The organism is Pseudomonas alcaligenes, assembly GCF_014490745.1.
Classification (GTDB): domain Bacteria; phylum Pseudomonadota; class Gammaproteobacteria; order Pseudomonadales; family Pseudomonadaceae; genus Aquipseudomonas; species Aquipseudomonas alcaligenes_C.
The window spans coordinates 4,626,653-4,640,204 of the sequence record NZ_LZEU01000001.1 but is presented as its reverse complement, the minus strand read 5'-3'; the positions used below and the strand labels follow the sequence as shown (position 1 = coordinate 4,640,204).

The 13,552-nt window shown below is 66.8% G+C and carries 10 protein-coding genes; 4 read left to right on the top strand and 6 right to left on the bottom strand.

Annotation, left to right across the window (positions count from 1 at the left end):
• Positions 1-45: 45 nt before the first annotated feature.
• Both tfpB and A9179_RS21250 read right to left on the bottom strand, forming a co-directional pair.
• Positions 46-1,830, bottom strand: a complete 1,785-nt coding sequence (tfpB, locus tag A9179_RS21255; RefSeq protein WP_187808182.1) for a type IV pilus assembly ATPase TfpB — start codon at positions 1,828-1,830, stop codon at positions 46-48.
• 36 nt (positions 1,831-1,866) lie between these two features.
• Positions 1,867-3,231 carry a CYTH domain-containing protein gene (locus A9179_RS21250; protein WP_187808181.1) on the bottom strand — a complete coding sequence of 455 codons (1,365 nt, stop codon included), beginning with the start codon at positions 3,229-3,231 and terminating at the stop codon, positions 1,867-1,869.
• 307 nt (positions 3,232-3,538) lie between these two features.
• Between A9179_RS21250 and argE the strand changes: the two genes are divergently transcribed.
• Positions 3,539-4,687 carry an acetylornithine deacetylase gene (gene argE / locus A9179_RS21245; RefSeq protein WP_187808180.1) on the top strand — a complete coding sequence of 383 codons (1,149 nt, stop codon included), beginning with the start codon at positions 3,539-3,541 and terminating at the stop codon, positions 4,685-4,687.
• A 106-nt stretch (positions 4,688-4,793) separates the two neighbouring features.
• Complete coding sequence (argA, locus tag A9179_RS21240; protein ID WP_187808179.1) at positions 4,794-6,092, top strand: amino-acid N-acetyltransferase; 1,299 nt, start codon at positions 4,794-4,796, stop codon at positions 6,090-6,092.
• A 240-nt stretch (positions 6,093-6,332) separates the two neighbouring features.
• On the opposite strand, the gene rmf is transcribed toward argA, so the two are convergent.
• From rmf to A9179_RS21220, 4 genes are all read right to left on the bottom strand, one after another.
• Complete coding sequence (rmf, locus tag A9179_RS21235) at positions 6,333-6,542, bottom strand: ribosome modulation factor (RefSeq protein WP_187808178.1); 210 nt, start codon at positions 6,540-6,542, stop codon at positions 6,333-6,335.
• Positions 6,543-6,687: 145 nt separating this feature from the next.
• Positions 6,688-8,274, bottom strand: a complete 1,587-nt coding sequence (gshA, locus tag A9179_RS21230; protein ID WP_187808177.1) for a glutamate--cysteine ligase — start codon at positions 8,272-8,274, stop codon at positions 6,688-6,690.
• Positions 8,275-8,488: 214 nt separating this feature from the next.
• Positions 8,489-8,875, bottom strand: a complete 387-nt coding sequence (locus A9179_RS21225; protein WP_187808176.1) for a PaaI family thioesterase — start codon at positions 8,873-8,875, stop codon at positions 8,489-8,491.
• Positions 8,876-8,878: 3 nt separating this feature from the next.
• Complete coding sequence (locus tag A9179_RS21220; RefSeq protein ID WP_187808175.1) at positions 8,879-11,212, bottom strand: Tex family protein; 2,334 nt, start codon at positions 11,210-11,212, stop codon at positions 8,879-8,881.
• A 183-nt stretch (positions 11,213-11,395) separates the two neighbouring features.
• On the opposite strand from A9179_RS21220, the gene ompR reads away from it, so the two are divergent.
• Entirely contained in the window at positions 11,396-12,127 is a 732-nt protein-coding gene (gene ompR / locus A9179_RS21215; RefSeq protein WP_187808174.1) for an osmolarity response regulator transcription factor OmpR, read from the top strand.
• Between the two features lie 72 nt (positions 12,128-12,199).
• Positions 12,200-13,513: an ATP-binding protein gene (locus tag A9179_RS21210; protein WP_187808173.1), complete on the top strand. Its 1,314-nt coding sequence runs from the start codon at positions 12,200-12,202 to the stop codon at positions 13,511-13,513.
• The last annotated feature ends 39 nt before the right edge of the window (positions 13,514-13,552 follow it).

Here is a 13,552-nt window from a genome sequence, read left to right as displayed (position 1 = left end):
TTCTCGCACGGATGATGACGATCGCGCCCGCCTGGGCGCGAGCGCTTACTTCTGTTCGCTCTGCGGGGTGACGCGCAGCACTTCCTCGATGGTGGTCAGGCCGGCGGCGACCTTCTGCGCGCCGGACAGGCGCAGGCTGCGCATGCCGTCCTTGAAGGCGTGGCGGCGCAGGCTGATGAGGTCGGTGTCGGCGCTGATCAGCGGCTTGATCGCGTCGTTGAGCAGCATGATCTCGTACACCCCGGCGCGCCCGCGGTAGCCGGTTTCGCGGCATTCCAGGCAGCCCACGGCGCGGTGCGCCTGGGTTGGCAGTGGCGCGCTCCAGGGCGCGGTCAGGCTCTGCCAGTCGGCCTCGTCGAGCTGTACCGGCTCCTTGCAGTGCGGGCACAGGGTACGTACCAGGCGCTGGGCCATGACGCCGAGGATGGTGGCCTTGAGCAGGTAGTGCGGCACGCCCAGCTCGAGCAGGCGGCTGATGGCGCTGGGGGCATCGTTGGTGTGCAGAGTGGACAGCACCAGGTGACCGGTGAGCGCTGCCTGGATGGCCATCTCGGCGGTCTCCAGGTCGCGGATCTCGCCGACCATGATGATGTCCGGATCCTGGCGCATCAGCGCGCGCACGCCGGCGGCGAAGTTCAGGTCGATATTGTGCTGCACTTGCATCTGGTTGAAGGCGCCCTCGATCATCTCGATCGGGTCTTCGATGGTGCAGACGTTCACTTCGCTGGTGGCCAGTTGCTTGAGCGTGGTGTACAGGGTGGTGGTCTTGCCCGAGCCGGTGGGGCCGGTGACCAGGATGATGCCGTTGGGCTGGCAGGTCATGCTTTCCCAACGGCGCAGGTCGTCCGGGGAGAAGCCAAGCTGATCCGGGCTTTTCAGCAGCACCTCGGGGTCGAAGATCCGCATTACCATCTTCTCGCCGAAGGCAGTGGGCAGGGTCGACAGGCGCAGCTCGACTTCGCCACCGTCCGGGGTCTTGGTCTTGATCCGGCCGTCCTGCGGCTTGCGCTTCTCGGCCACGTTCATCCGCCCGAGGGTCTTCAGGCGGCTGACCACCGCCATGGTTACCTGCGGTGGGAACTGGTAGACGTTGTGCAGCACGCCGTCGATGCGAAAACGCACGGTACCCGCCTCGCGCCGTGGCTCGATATGGATGTCGCTGGCGCGCTGCTGGTAGGCGTACTGGAACAGCCAGTCGACGATATTGACGATGTGCGCGTCGTTGGCGTCTGGCTCCTGGTCGCTGGCGCCGAGGTTGAGCAGCTGCTCGAAGTTGCCGACGCCGCTGAGTTTCTGGTCGGCTGCGCTGGCGCCGCTGACCGAGCGGGCCAGGCGGTAGAACTCGGTGGTGAAGCGCTGCAGGTCGGCCGGGTTGACCACCACGCGCTTGATCGGGCGCTTGAGCACGTGGATCAGGTTGGCTTCCCAGGCGTGCACGAAGGGCTGCGCGCTGGCAATGGTGACCGCCTCGCTGTCTACCGCCACGGCAAGGATCTTGTGCCGTTGGGCGAAGGCATAGGACATCAGCGGGGTGACGGCGGCGACGTCGATCTTCAGCGGGTCGATGCGCAGGTAGGGCTGGTTGACGTGGTTGGCCAGCCACACGGTGAGGCCTTCCAGGTCATGCTTCTTGCCCGGGCGCAGCAGGTCGTCGATCTGCTGGGCGGCGAGGAATTCCAGCGGATGCAGCTGCGCATTGCCCGAGCCACGGCGCAGCATCAGGCATTTCTCGGCACTCTCCTGGGAGACCCGGCCCTGGGCAACCAGGTCGCGCAGGATGTCGTTGAGATCCAGCCAGCGATCCTGGGCAGGCGAAGCAAGAGCGGACATGGGACTCCCTATGCGGTGGCAGGTGGACTGCGCAGCTTATTTCACCAGCAGCTTCCAGGGTTTGAGCGTCGCCACAGTATGGGCCTGTGCCACCCGAGCGGCCAGCACCTCGGCATCCAGCGCCTGCTGGGCCAGGGCGTGCAGCTTGCCCAGCTCGCCGTACAGGCGGTCGAGCTCGGGCACCTCGAGGATATGCCGGGCCAGGTGCAGCCAGACCTGGATGCGCTCGATGCGCGGCACCTGTTCGGCGAGGTCTTCCGGTTGCTGCTGGTAGCGCTTGAGCTGCAGCGCCGCGCCTTCTTCGGCAAGCAGGTGCGGCAGCCAGTTGCCCAGCACGGCGGCGCCCTGGCGGTTGCCGCGGTTGTTGCGCTCCACCGTCCAGGTGCGGCCCAGCAGCCAGCGCGCCAGATTCAGCGAGAACAGGCCCCAGCGGTTGCCCTGCAGCTCGGCAGCGAACAGCGCCGGGGCGTTCTGCCGCAGGCTGTCGTTGTCCTGGCCGGCCAGCAGGCGTGGGCGCCAGTCGCTCAGCAGGGCGTCCAGCGCTTCGCGCAGGGCGTGGCTGGAGGCGCGTGGTGCGGCTTGTCCGAGGCTGCCGAGCAGGGCGCGCAGTTCCACCAGTTTCTCCAGCCACTGGCTGAGCAGTTTCCAGTGGCCGTTGAAGCGGTACTGCTCGGCCAGGCGCTGGCTGCTGCCGAGCAGGTGCCAGGCCAGAGCGCAGAAGGCGTCGTCGAGGCTCTGCTCGGGATTCAGCTCGGGCGCCGGCAGGCTCAGGCTGTAGCTGGCGGAGTCGAACAGGCGGTAGCCGCGCTCGGCCTTGCTGATATCGCAGGGCATCAGCGGCAGGTCGGCGGCCAGCTCGGCGGCCAGTTCCAGCAGGGCGGCCGGGTCGCCTTCGCGCAGCTCCAGCTCCAGTTCGCAGATTTCTTCCTCACCTTCGCCGGCGATCACCTTGCCTAGGTCGAGGGCTGCCTCGATGACCACCTTGGCCTTGCCGCGGCCCCAGGCGATCTCGGCCTTCTGGCGGACGAAGTCGGTGGTGAAGATCGGCTTGAGCTGCTTCTTGTCCAGTTCGGCCAGGCTGGCCGGCCAGCACTCGGCGTCGAGCTTCTTGATGTCCAGCTTGGCCTTGGGCAGGTACCAGTCCCACTCGTTGCGCTCGGACAGACCGGCCATGCTCTGGCCGCGGGTCTTCAGGGTCTGGATGAACTGCTCGCCGTCACGGCGCAGGCGCAGCGCCACCTTGGCCTGGGCCAGGTCACGGTCGAGGGTGTCGAAATACTGGTTGAACAGCTCGCGCTGCTCCCAGCCGGACTTGTTGCGCTTCTTCAGCAGCGGGTGGTCGCGCAGGGCGGCGAGGGTTTCGCGGCTGACGCGCAGCTTGATTTCGGTTTCTTTCTGCATGGGAAGGGGCGCATTCGGACGCAGCGCGGAGGTGGCTGCCAGTGCCGTGCAGTTTACAGGACAAGGCGCCGGCGCGCCGCGCTGGCGGTTTCGTCGGGGCGCCACTGGCCCTATGATGGGCTATCAGAACCTGTTGAAAGTCTCGCGAGCTAGAGCCATGCAAGGCGCTACGTTAGTAACAGCCTCCGGCTGGTCAAGCAGGCGAGGAAGCGGAGTGTACTTTTGTACATGAGCATTCCGAGTCTGTTTTTAACGCAGCAGGGCCGACGCGCAGCAGACTTTAGACAGGTTCTCAAGGAGAACGCCGATGCCATTGCCTAGCCTCAAGGATCAATTCGCCGCGCTGATCGCCACGCCGTCGGTGAGCTGCACCCAGCCGCACTGGGATCAGTCCAACCGCGCGGTGATCGACCTGCTGGCCGGCTGGCTTGGCGATCTGGGCTTCGCCTGCGAGATCCAGGAGATCGCGCCGGGCAAGGCCAACCTGCTGGCCAGCTATGGCAGCGGCCCTGGTGGCCTGGTGCTGGCCGGCCACAGCGACACCGTGCCCTTCGACGCCGCCCTATGGCAGAGCGACCCGCTCCAGCTGACCGAGCAGGGTGATCGCTGGGTCGGTCTCGGCGTGTGTGACATGAAGGGCTTCTTCCCGCTGGTGATCGAGGCGGTACGCGGCCTGCTCGACCAGCCGTTCAAGCAGCCGCTGCTGATCCTCGCCACCTGCGACGAGGAGAGTTCGATGGCCGGCGCCCGGGCCCTGGCTGCTGCCGGCAAGCCGCTGGGCCGCGCTGCGGTGATCGGCGAACCGACCGGACTCAAGCCGATCCGCCTGCACAAGGGCGTGATGATGGAACGCATCGATATCCTCGGCCAGAGCGGCCACAGCTCCGACCCGAGTCTCGGCCACAGCGCCCTGGAGGCCATGCACGACGCCATGGGCGAGCTGCGCGCCCTGCGCACCCAGTGGCAGCGCGAGTTCAACAACCCGCAGTTCGGCGTGCCGCAACCGACCCTCAACCTCGGCTGCATCCACGGCGGCGACAACCCCAACCGTATCTGCGGCCAGTGTTCGCTGGAGTTCGACCTGCGCCCGCTGCCGGGCATGGATCCGCAGCAGCTGCGCGCGGCGATCCGTACGCGCCTGCAGCCGCTGGCCGAACGGCACCAGGTCAAGATCGACTTCGCCCCGCTGTTCGCCAACGTGCCGCCCTTCGAGCAGAGCGCCGACAGCGAGCTGGTGCGCCTGGCCGAGAAGCTCACCGGGCATGCGGCGCAGGCGGTGGCATTTGGTACCGAAGCGCCGTATCTTCAGCAGCTCGGTTGCGAGACCATCGTTCTCGGCCCCGGCGATATCGCCTGTGCCCACCAGCCCGGCGAGTTTCTCGAGCTGGCGCGCCTGGAGCCGACGGTGCGCCTGCTGCGCCAACTGATCCAGCACTACTGCCTGTCATCTGTCTGAGCCATGAAGGAGCCTCTGATGTTGCGACGAAGCTAGGTCGATTCCCTCTTCCCCCCGCGGGGAGGCTTTCCATCGCTCGTCCACCCTTCGCTCGACAGGCTTTTTCATGCACGACTACGTCAACTGGCTGCGCCACGCCACGCCCTATATCAATGCCCACCGGGACTGCACCTTCGTGGTCATGCTGCCCGGCGAAGGCGTCGAACACCCGAATTTCGGCAATATCGTCCACGACCTGGTGCTGCTGCACAGCCTCGGCGTACGCCTGGTGCTGGTGCACGGCTCGCGCCCGCAGATCGAGGCGCGCCTGACCGAACGTGGCCTGACGCCGCGCTACCACAACAACCTGCGCATCACCGACGGGCCGACCCTGGAGTGCGTGATCGACGCCGTCGGCCAGCTGCGCATCGCTATCGAGGCGCGCCTGTCGATGGATATCGCCGCCTCGCCGATGCAGGGCTCGCGCCTACGGGTGACCGGCGGCAACTTCGTCACCGCACGGCCGATCGGCGTGCTCGATGGCGTCGACTACCACCACACCGGCGAGGTACGGCGGGTCGACCGCAAGGGCATCAACCGCCTGCTCGACGAGCGCAGCATCGTCCTGCTGTCGTCGCTCGGCTATTCGCCCACCGGGGAAATCTTCAACCTGGCCTGCGAGGACGTCGCCACCCGCGCCGCCATCGACCTGCAGGCCGACAAGCTGCTGCTGTTTTCCGCCGAGCGCGGGCTGATCGACGAGAGCGGCAAGCTGGTGCGCGAGCTGCGCCCGCAACAGGTGCCGGCGCACCTGGCGCGGCTCGGTGCCTGCTACCAGGCCGAATTGCTGGATGCTGCCGCCCAGGCCTGCCGGGCCGGGGTCAAGCGCAGCCATATCGTCAGCTACATGGAGGACGGTTCGCTGCTCACCGAACTGTTCACCCGCGACGGCGGCGGCACCCTGGTCGACCAGGAACAGTTCGAGTCGCTGCGCGAGGCGACCATCGAGGACGTTGGCGGGCTGATCGACCTGATCACCCCGCTGGAGGATCAGGGCATCCTGGTGCGCCGTTCGCGCGAGGTGCTGGAGCGCGAGATCGAGCAGTTCAGCATCGTCGAGCGCGACGGCCTGATCATCGCCTGCGCCGCGCTCTATCCGATTGCCGATTCGGCCACCGGCGAGCTGGCGTGCCTGGCGGTGAGCCCGGAATACCGCCATGGCGGGCGTGGCGACGAGCTGCTCGAGCGCATCGAGGAGCGCGCCCGCGAGCAGGGCCTGAAGACCCTGATCGTGCTCACCACCCGTACCGCCCACTGGTTCCAGGAGCGCGGCTTCGAGCCGAGCAGCGTCGAGCGCCTGCCGGCGGCCAGGGCCTCGCTGTACAACTATCAGCGCAATTCAAAGATCTTCGAGAAGGCGCTGTAGAGGCTGGTTGGGGTCTTCCTGGATTCCCGCCTGCGCGGGAATGACGGAGTGGGGGGCTTACTTTTGTGCTATCCCCGTGCCTCGTCATTCCCGCGAAGGCGGGAATCCAGAGTCCGGCAATAGACAGGCAGGCTGTGTCACCAAATCGCTGACTGTCTGAAGAAGCTTCCTGATGCCGTGCAGGCAGAAATACCAAGGGCCGCGATTGCGGCCCTTTTTGTGGCGTCGGCTGTAGGCGGTTCAGGCGCTGCGGCGTTGGTGCAGCTTGAACTGCTCGTTGCCATCGTCCCAGCCGGCTTCCCAGGCCGCGGCCATGACCTCGGCCGGGTAGGGTTGCTGGTGTTGCGGTTGGCCAGTAAGGCCGCTCATGTAGCCTTGCTGGTAGGCCTTGTTGAGGCTTTCCAGGCTCCAGTGGCGGTCTTCGCTGTCGTGTTCGTCGGGCGGCGTCATCGGGCGTGGCCAATGCGGGTTTCCCACACAGGTTAGCCCCCGGCGCAGAGCGCCGCGTGCCGCTGGTCAGCGCCGAACGGTCAAACTGGCGGTTTTGTGACGGGCTGCCCTTAATTGCCCATGCCCGTCAGTCATCCCGTTGATTTCAAACGCCTATGCCGAGAATGCTGGCCTGGTAGGCAGCGACGAAGGTATCGAAGTCGCCGGCCTCGGCGCTTTCCAGTTCGGCCTGCTCGGCCAGCGACTGACGGGCCATCGCTTCGAAAGCGCTGCGCTCCTCGGCACTCAGCGGCTGGGCGCGGAAGGTCGCCGCGTGCTCCTGGCTATGGCGCAGGGCCATGGCGCGGAAGCTTTCACCGGTTTCGCGCAGTTCGGCCAGTACCTGGGCCGAGGGGGTCAGTGCCGGGTCGTCGACCTTGCGCCGCTGCAGGTGCAGGGCGGTCTGGAAGGCGTCGCCGCCATAGGCGCGGTCGAGCAGCTGGGCAATCGGCGCGAAGCTGTTCAGCAGCTCGCCGGCCCACACCTTGAGTTCAACCTGCTCGCCGTCGCGCTGCAGGTGCAGGCCCGGGCGGCGGCCTTCCTTGACCGTCTTGAGGAAGTTCTCGGTGCTGGCGCGGCACACGCCGCTGGCCAGCAGCGGGCTGTCCTGCAGGGCGCAGAACAGTACGAAGATGTCGAGGAAGCGCGCCTGATCCAGGTCGATGCCCAGCGGCAGGTAGGGGTTGATGTCCAGGCAGCGTACTTCCACGTACTGCACGCCACGGCTCATCAGGGCCTGGATCGGCCGTTCGCCGGAATAGGTGACGCGTTTCGGGCGGATGCTCGAGTAGTACTCGTTCTCGATCTGGATGATGTTGCTGTTGAGCTGCAGCCACTCGCCGGCGGCGTTCTTGGTGCCGATCTCGGCATAGGCCGGGTAGGGCGTGGCCACCGCCGCGCGCAGGCTCTCGGTGTAGCTGGCCAGGTCGTTGTAGCAGGGGGTGAGGCCGGACTGGGCGCTGCTCTGGTAGCCCAGGTCGCTCATGCGCAGGCTGGTGGCGTAGGGCAGGAACAGGGTGTCGGCGTCGAGCTGCTGCAGCTGGTGCGGGCGGCCGCGCAGGAAGCTGGCGTCGAGCGCCGGCGAGGCACCGAACAGGTACATCAGCAGCCAGCTGTAGCGGCGGAAGTTGCGGATCAGCGCGATGTAGCTGGCCGACTGGTAGTCGCGGGCGCTCTGGGTATCGCCATCCAGCTGCTGTAGCAGCGGCCACAGCCCTTCGGCCAGGCTGAAGTTGTAGTGGATGCCGGCGATGCACTGCATGGTCTTGCCGTAGCGCAGGGCCAGGCCCTGGCGGTAGACATACTTGAGGCGGCCGATATTGGAGCTGCCGTAGCGGGCGATCGGGATGTCCGCCTCGTCCGGCAGCAGGCCGGGCATCGACGGGCTCCACAGGTATTCGCCATCCAGCTGGCTGCTGGCGAAACGGTGGATGCGTTCCAGCTCGGCGATGGTATCGGCCGGATTAGGCTCGGCTGGGGTGATGAACTCCAGCAGCGACTCGGAATAGTCGGTGGTGATCTGCGGATGGGTCAGGGCCGAGCCCAGGGCGCGCGGGTGTTCGCTCTGCGCCAGGTTGCCTTCGGCGGTGACGCGCAGGCATTCGCGTTCGATGCCGTGCAGATTCTGGGTCAGCAGGGGCAGGGCGGCAGCCTCGCCGAGCAACGCCAGGCGGCGGGAGAAAAGCTCGCTCAAGATGGTGATTCCTTTACGCGACGGTCGCCCCTATATGGGGGTGGATACGGCGCTTGCAAGTCGGAACACGGATTAGCCGGGTGGCCTGACCGGAAAGGGAGAATGCGCCGACAGTGGGGGGCGGCGCAATCCTGAGAAAGGCGCTGGGTGATCTCCCAGCGACTTTCTGCTGTCTGGCGGAATGGGCGCATAACGGGCTGCGCCTGTCCGGCAGCTATTTGCAGATGAAGGTGGCCTGGGCGGTGGCGATCAGCTTGCCGGCCTGCTCGATGCGCGCTTCCAGCACGTGCACCTTGCGTCCGGCATTCAGCACCCGGGCCGTGCAGAGAATCTCGCCCTGCTCGACCGCGCGGATGTAGTTGACCTTGCACTCCAGGGTCATGCTGCCGGCCTCGCCGCCGAACAGGCTGTGACTGGCCTGGCCTAGGGTGGTGTCGAGCAGCGAGAACAGCGCGCCGCCGTGCATGCGCCCGTGCAGGTTGAGCAGGTGCTCCTGCATGCTCATGCGCGCCTGGGCTTCGCCGTTCTCGGCCTTGTCGATGACGATGCCCAGCAGCTTGCTGAAGTTGCTGTCCTGGCCGGCGGCCGACTGACTGCTCATGGCTTACTTCCTCAGGCTCTTGGCGTTGGCGAACAGTGCGGCCATGGCGGCGTTGGCCGGGGCCGGCTTGTCCTGGCTGGAGTGGCGCTCGCTGCGCGGCTGGGCGCCGCCGTTGCCACGGTTGCCGCCGCGGGATTGGCCACCGCGCGGGCCGTCGACCTTCTCGCCGGGGGTGTCGCTCATGCGCATGGACAGACCGACGCGGTTGCGCGGGATGTCCACTTCCATGACTTTCACTTTGACGATGTCGCCGGCCTTGACCACCTCATAGGGGTCTTTGACGAACTTCTCCGACAGCGCCGAGATATGCACCAGGCCGTCCTGGTGCACGCCGATGTCGACGAAGGCGCCGAAGTTGGTGACGTTGGTCACCACGCCTTCCAGCACCATGCCCGGCTGCAGATCCTTGAGGGTTTCCACGCCTTCCTGGAACTCGGCGGTCTTGAACTCCGGGCGTGGGTCGCGGCCGGGCTTGTCGAGTTCCTTGAGGATGTCGGTGACGGTCGGCAGGCCGAAGCTCTCGTCGGTGAAGCGCTTGGGATCGAGGCTACGCAGGAAGCTGGAGTCGCCCAGCAGCGAGCGTACGTCGCGGCCGGTGTCTGCAGCGATGCGCTGCACCAGCGGGTAGGTTTCCGGGTGCACGGCGGAGGCGTCCAGCGGGTTGTCGCCGTTCATCACGCGGAGGAAGCCGGCGGCCTGCTCGAAGGTCTTCTCGCCCAGGCGCGAGACCTTCTTCAGCTCGTCGCGGTTCTTGAACGCGCCATTCAGGTCTCGATGCGAGACGATATTCTGCGCCAGGCTGGCGTTGAGCCCGGAAATGCGGGTGAGCAGAGCCACGGACGCAGTGTTTACATCCACGCCGACGGCGTTCACGCAGTCTTCCACCACCGCATCCAGCGAGCGCGCCAGCTTGAGTTGGGAGACGTCGTGCTGGTACTGGCCGACGCCGATGGATTTCGGGTCGATCTTCACCAGCTCGGCCAGCGGATCCTGCAGGCGGCGGGCGATGGACACGGCGCCGCGCAGCGACACATCGAGGTCGGGGAATTCCTTGGCGGCCAGTTCCGAGGCCGAGTACACCGAGGCGCCGGCTTCGCTGACCATGATCTTGGTCAGCTTGAGGCCCGGCAGTTGTTTGATCAGGTCGGCGGCCAGCTTGTCGGTCTCGCGGCTGGCGGTGCCGTTGCCGATCGAGATCAGGTCGACGGCGTGCTTGGCGCACAGCCTGGCGAGGATCGCCAGGGTGCCGTCCCAGTCGTTGCGCGGCGCGTGCGGGTAGACGGTGGTGGTTTCCAGCACCTTGCCGGTGGTGTCGACCACCGCCACCTTGCAGCCGGTGCGCAGGCCCGGGTCGAGTGCCAGGGTGGCGCGCGGGCCGGCCGGGGCGGCCAGCAGCAGGTCGTGCAGGTTGCGGGCGAACACGCTGATCGCCTCGTCCTCGGCCTTCTCGCGCAGCTCGCCGAGCAGGTCGGTTTCCAGGTGGGTGTAGAGCTTGACCTTCCAGGTCCAGCGCACCACCTCGCCCAGCCATTTGTCGGCGGCGCGGCCGCGCTGCTCGATGGCGAAGCGCTCGGCGATCATCAGCTCGCACGGATGCATGGTGCCGGGCGCTTCGTCGCCGACCTTGAGGCTGGCGCCGAGAATGCCTTCGTTACGCCCGCGGAAGATCGCCAGGGCGCGGTGCGACGGCGCGCCCTTGAGTGGTTCGTCGTGCTCGAAGTAGTCGCTGAACTTGGCGCCTTCGGCCTCCTTGCCGGCGACCACGCGGGCGCTGAGGGTGGCGTTGTCCTTGAGGAAGCTGCGCAGGCGCTCGAGCAGGGTGGCGTCTTCGGCGAAGCGTTCCATGAGGATGTACTTGGCGCCTTCGAGCACGGCCTTGACGTCGGCGAAGCCTTTCTCGGCGTCGATGAAGCGCTCGGCTTCGCTCTCGGGATTCAGGTTTGGGTCGTTGAACAGGCCGTCGGCCAGTTCGCCGAGACCGGCTTCCAGGGCGATCTGTCCCTTGGTGCGGCGCTTCTGCTTGTACGGCAGGTAGAGGTCTTCGAGGCGCGTCTTGGTGTCGGCCAGGTTGATCTCGCGGGTCAGCTCGGGAGTCAGCTTGCCCTGTTCCTCGATGCTGGCGAGGATCGCCGCCCGGCGCTCATCCAGTTCGCGCAGGTAGCGCAGGCGTTCTTCCAGGGTACGCAGTTGGGTATCGTCCAGGCTGCCCGTCACTTCTTTGCGGTAGCGGGCGATAAAGGGCACGGTGGAACCTTCATCGAGCAGCGCCACGGCGGCGGCGACCTGTTGCGGGCGCACGCCCAGTTCTTCGGCGATGCGAGTGTTGATACTGTCCATTTAAAACACCTGATGGCGAACACCAGCCGACCGCCTCATGAGCGGCCCGGCACGAAAGCGCCGCATTATAAACACCGCCTTGGAAGGCGATGGGAACCGTTCGGGGAAAAATCTGCTAACAATGGGCAGGCCGCCAATGATCGGGGCTGGGCGATAATGCCGGCCCTACGAACAGGAGAAATCATGAGCAGCACACCGGTAGCCGAAGGCGAAAAAATCCTCATTGTCGATGACGACCCTGGCCTGCGCCGCCTGCTGGAGCGCTTCCTCAGCGAGCAGGGCTACCGCGTGCGCGCGGTGGAGAATGTCGAGCAGATGGATCGCCTGCTGGCCCGCGAGCTGTTCCAGCTGCTGGTACTGGATCTCATGCTGCCCGGCGAGGACGGCCTGTCCGCCTGCCGCCGCCTGCGCGCGGCGAACAACCAGCTGCCGATCATCATGCTCACCGCCAAGGGCGACGAGGCCAGCCGCATCCAGGGCCTGGAAGGTGGCGCCGACGATTACCTGGCCAAGCCGTTCAACCCGCGCGAGCTGCTGGCGCGGATCAAGGCCGTGCTGCGCCGCCAGGCCCCGGTGGTACCCGGCGCGCCGGCCAGCGAGGATGAAACGGTGAGCTTCGGCGAGTACCAGCTGTCGCTGGCCACCCGCGAGCTGAAGAAGGGCGAGGAAGTGCACATGCTCACCACCGGTGAGTTCGCCGTGCTCAAGGCCCTGGTGCAGCACGCTCGCGAGCCGCTGACCCGCGACAAGCTGATGAACCTGGCTCGCGGCCGCGAATGGGACGCCCTGGAGCGCTCCATCGACGTGCAGATCTCGCGTCTGCGCCGGTTGATCGAGCCCGATCCGTCCAAGCCTCGCTATATCCAGACGGTGTGGGGCGTGGGCTACGTGTTCGTGCCGGACGGCAGCAAGTAAGCGCGGCCTCGCGGCGCTGTGCATGGCCCGGTTCGCGAGCAGCGCTCGCTCCTACGGAATTCGTGACGTTCGATGAAAACCCCGCTCTGGTTCCCGCAAAGCTTCTTCGCCCGCACCCTCTGGCTGGTGCTGGTGGTGGTGCTGTTCTCCAAGGCGCTGACCCTGGTTTATCTGATGATGAACGAGGACATGCTGGTCGACCGCCAGTACAGCCATGGCGCGGCGTTGACCCTGCGTGCCTACTGGGCGGCGACGCCGGCCGAGCGCGCGCATATCGCCGAGGCGGCAACCCTGCAGCGGGTCGCCGGCGAGGATGTGCCGCCGACCGAGCAGCACTGGCCGTATTCGGAAATCTTCCTGCGCCAGATGCAGAGTGAGCTGGGCCCGGACACCGAGGTGCGGGTACGGGTGCAGAGCCCGCCGGCGCTCTGGGTGCGCGCGCCGAGCCTGGGCGCGGACTGGCTCAAGGTGCCGCTCTATCCGCATCCGCTGCGCGGGCAGAAGATCTGGAGCGTGCTCGGCTGGTTCCTCGGTATCGGCCTGCTGTCCACCGCGGCGGCCTGGATCTTCGTGCGTCAGCTCAATGCGCCGCTCAAGCGCCTGGTGTTCGCCGCCCGCCAGCTCGGCCAGGGCAGCAGCGTGCGCCTGCCGGTGAGCGATACGCCGAGCGAGATGACCGAGGTCTACCGCGCCTTCAACCAGATGGCCGAGGACGTCGAGCAGGCCGCGCGCGAGCGCGAGCTGATGCTGGCCGGGGTGTCCCATGACCTGCGCACGCCGCTGACCCGCTTGCGCCTGTCGCTGGAGCTGCTGGGCAGCGACTCGGATCTGACCGAGGACATGGTGCGCGACATCGAGGACATGAATGCCATCCTCGACCAGTTCCTCGCCTTCATTCGCGACGGCCGCGACGAAACCCCCGAAACCAGTGACCTTGGCGAGCTGGTGCGCGAAGTGGTGGCGCCCTACAACCAGCAGGGCGAACAGGTGCGCCTGTACCTGGAAAGCGTGCCGCCGTTCCCGCTGCGGCGGGTGTCGATCAAGCGCCTGCTGGCCAACCTGCTGGACAACGCCCTGCGCTACGGCGGCCAGGGCGTCGAAGTGGTGGCCAACCTGTCCGGCGATTGCGCCGCGCCCTATGTGGTGCTCAGCGTGCTGGATCGTGGCCCGGGCATCGACCCGGCCGAGCAGGGCAACCTGTTCAACCCCTTCATCCGTGGCGATCAGGCCCGTGGTGGCAAGGGCGCCGGCCTGGGCCTGGCCATCGTCAAGCGCATTGCCGCCCTGCATGGCGGCAGCGTCGAGCTGCGCAACCGCTCCGGCGGCGGACTGGAAGCACGCATCTGCCTGCCGCTGGGCCTGCTGCTGCCGCGCGATGCGGCATAGAAGGTCGCTCTAGGCCGCTGCCCGGCGGCCTGCTGATCT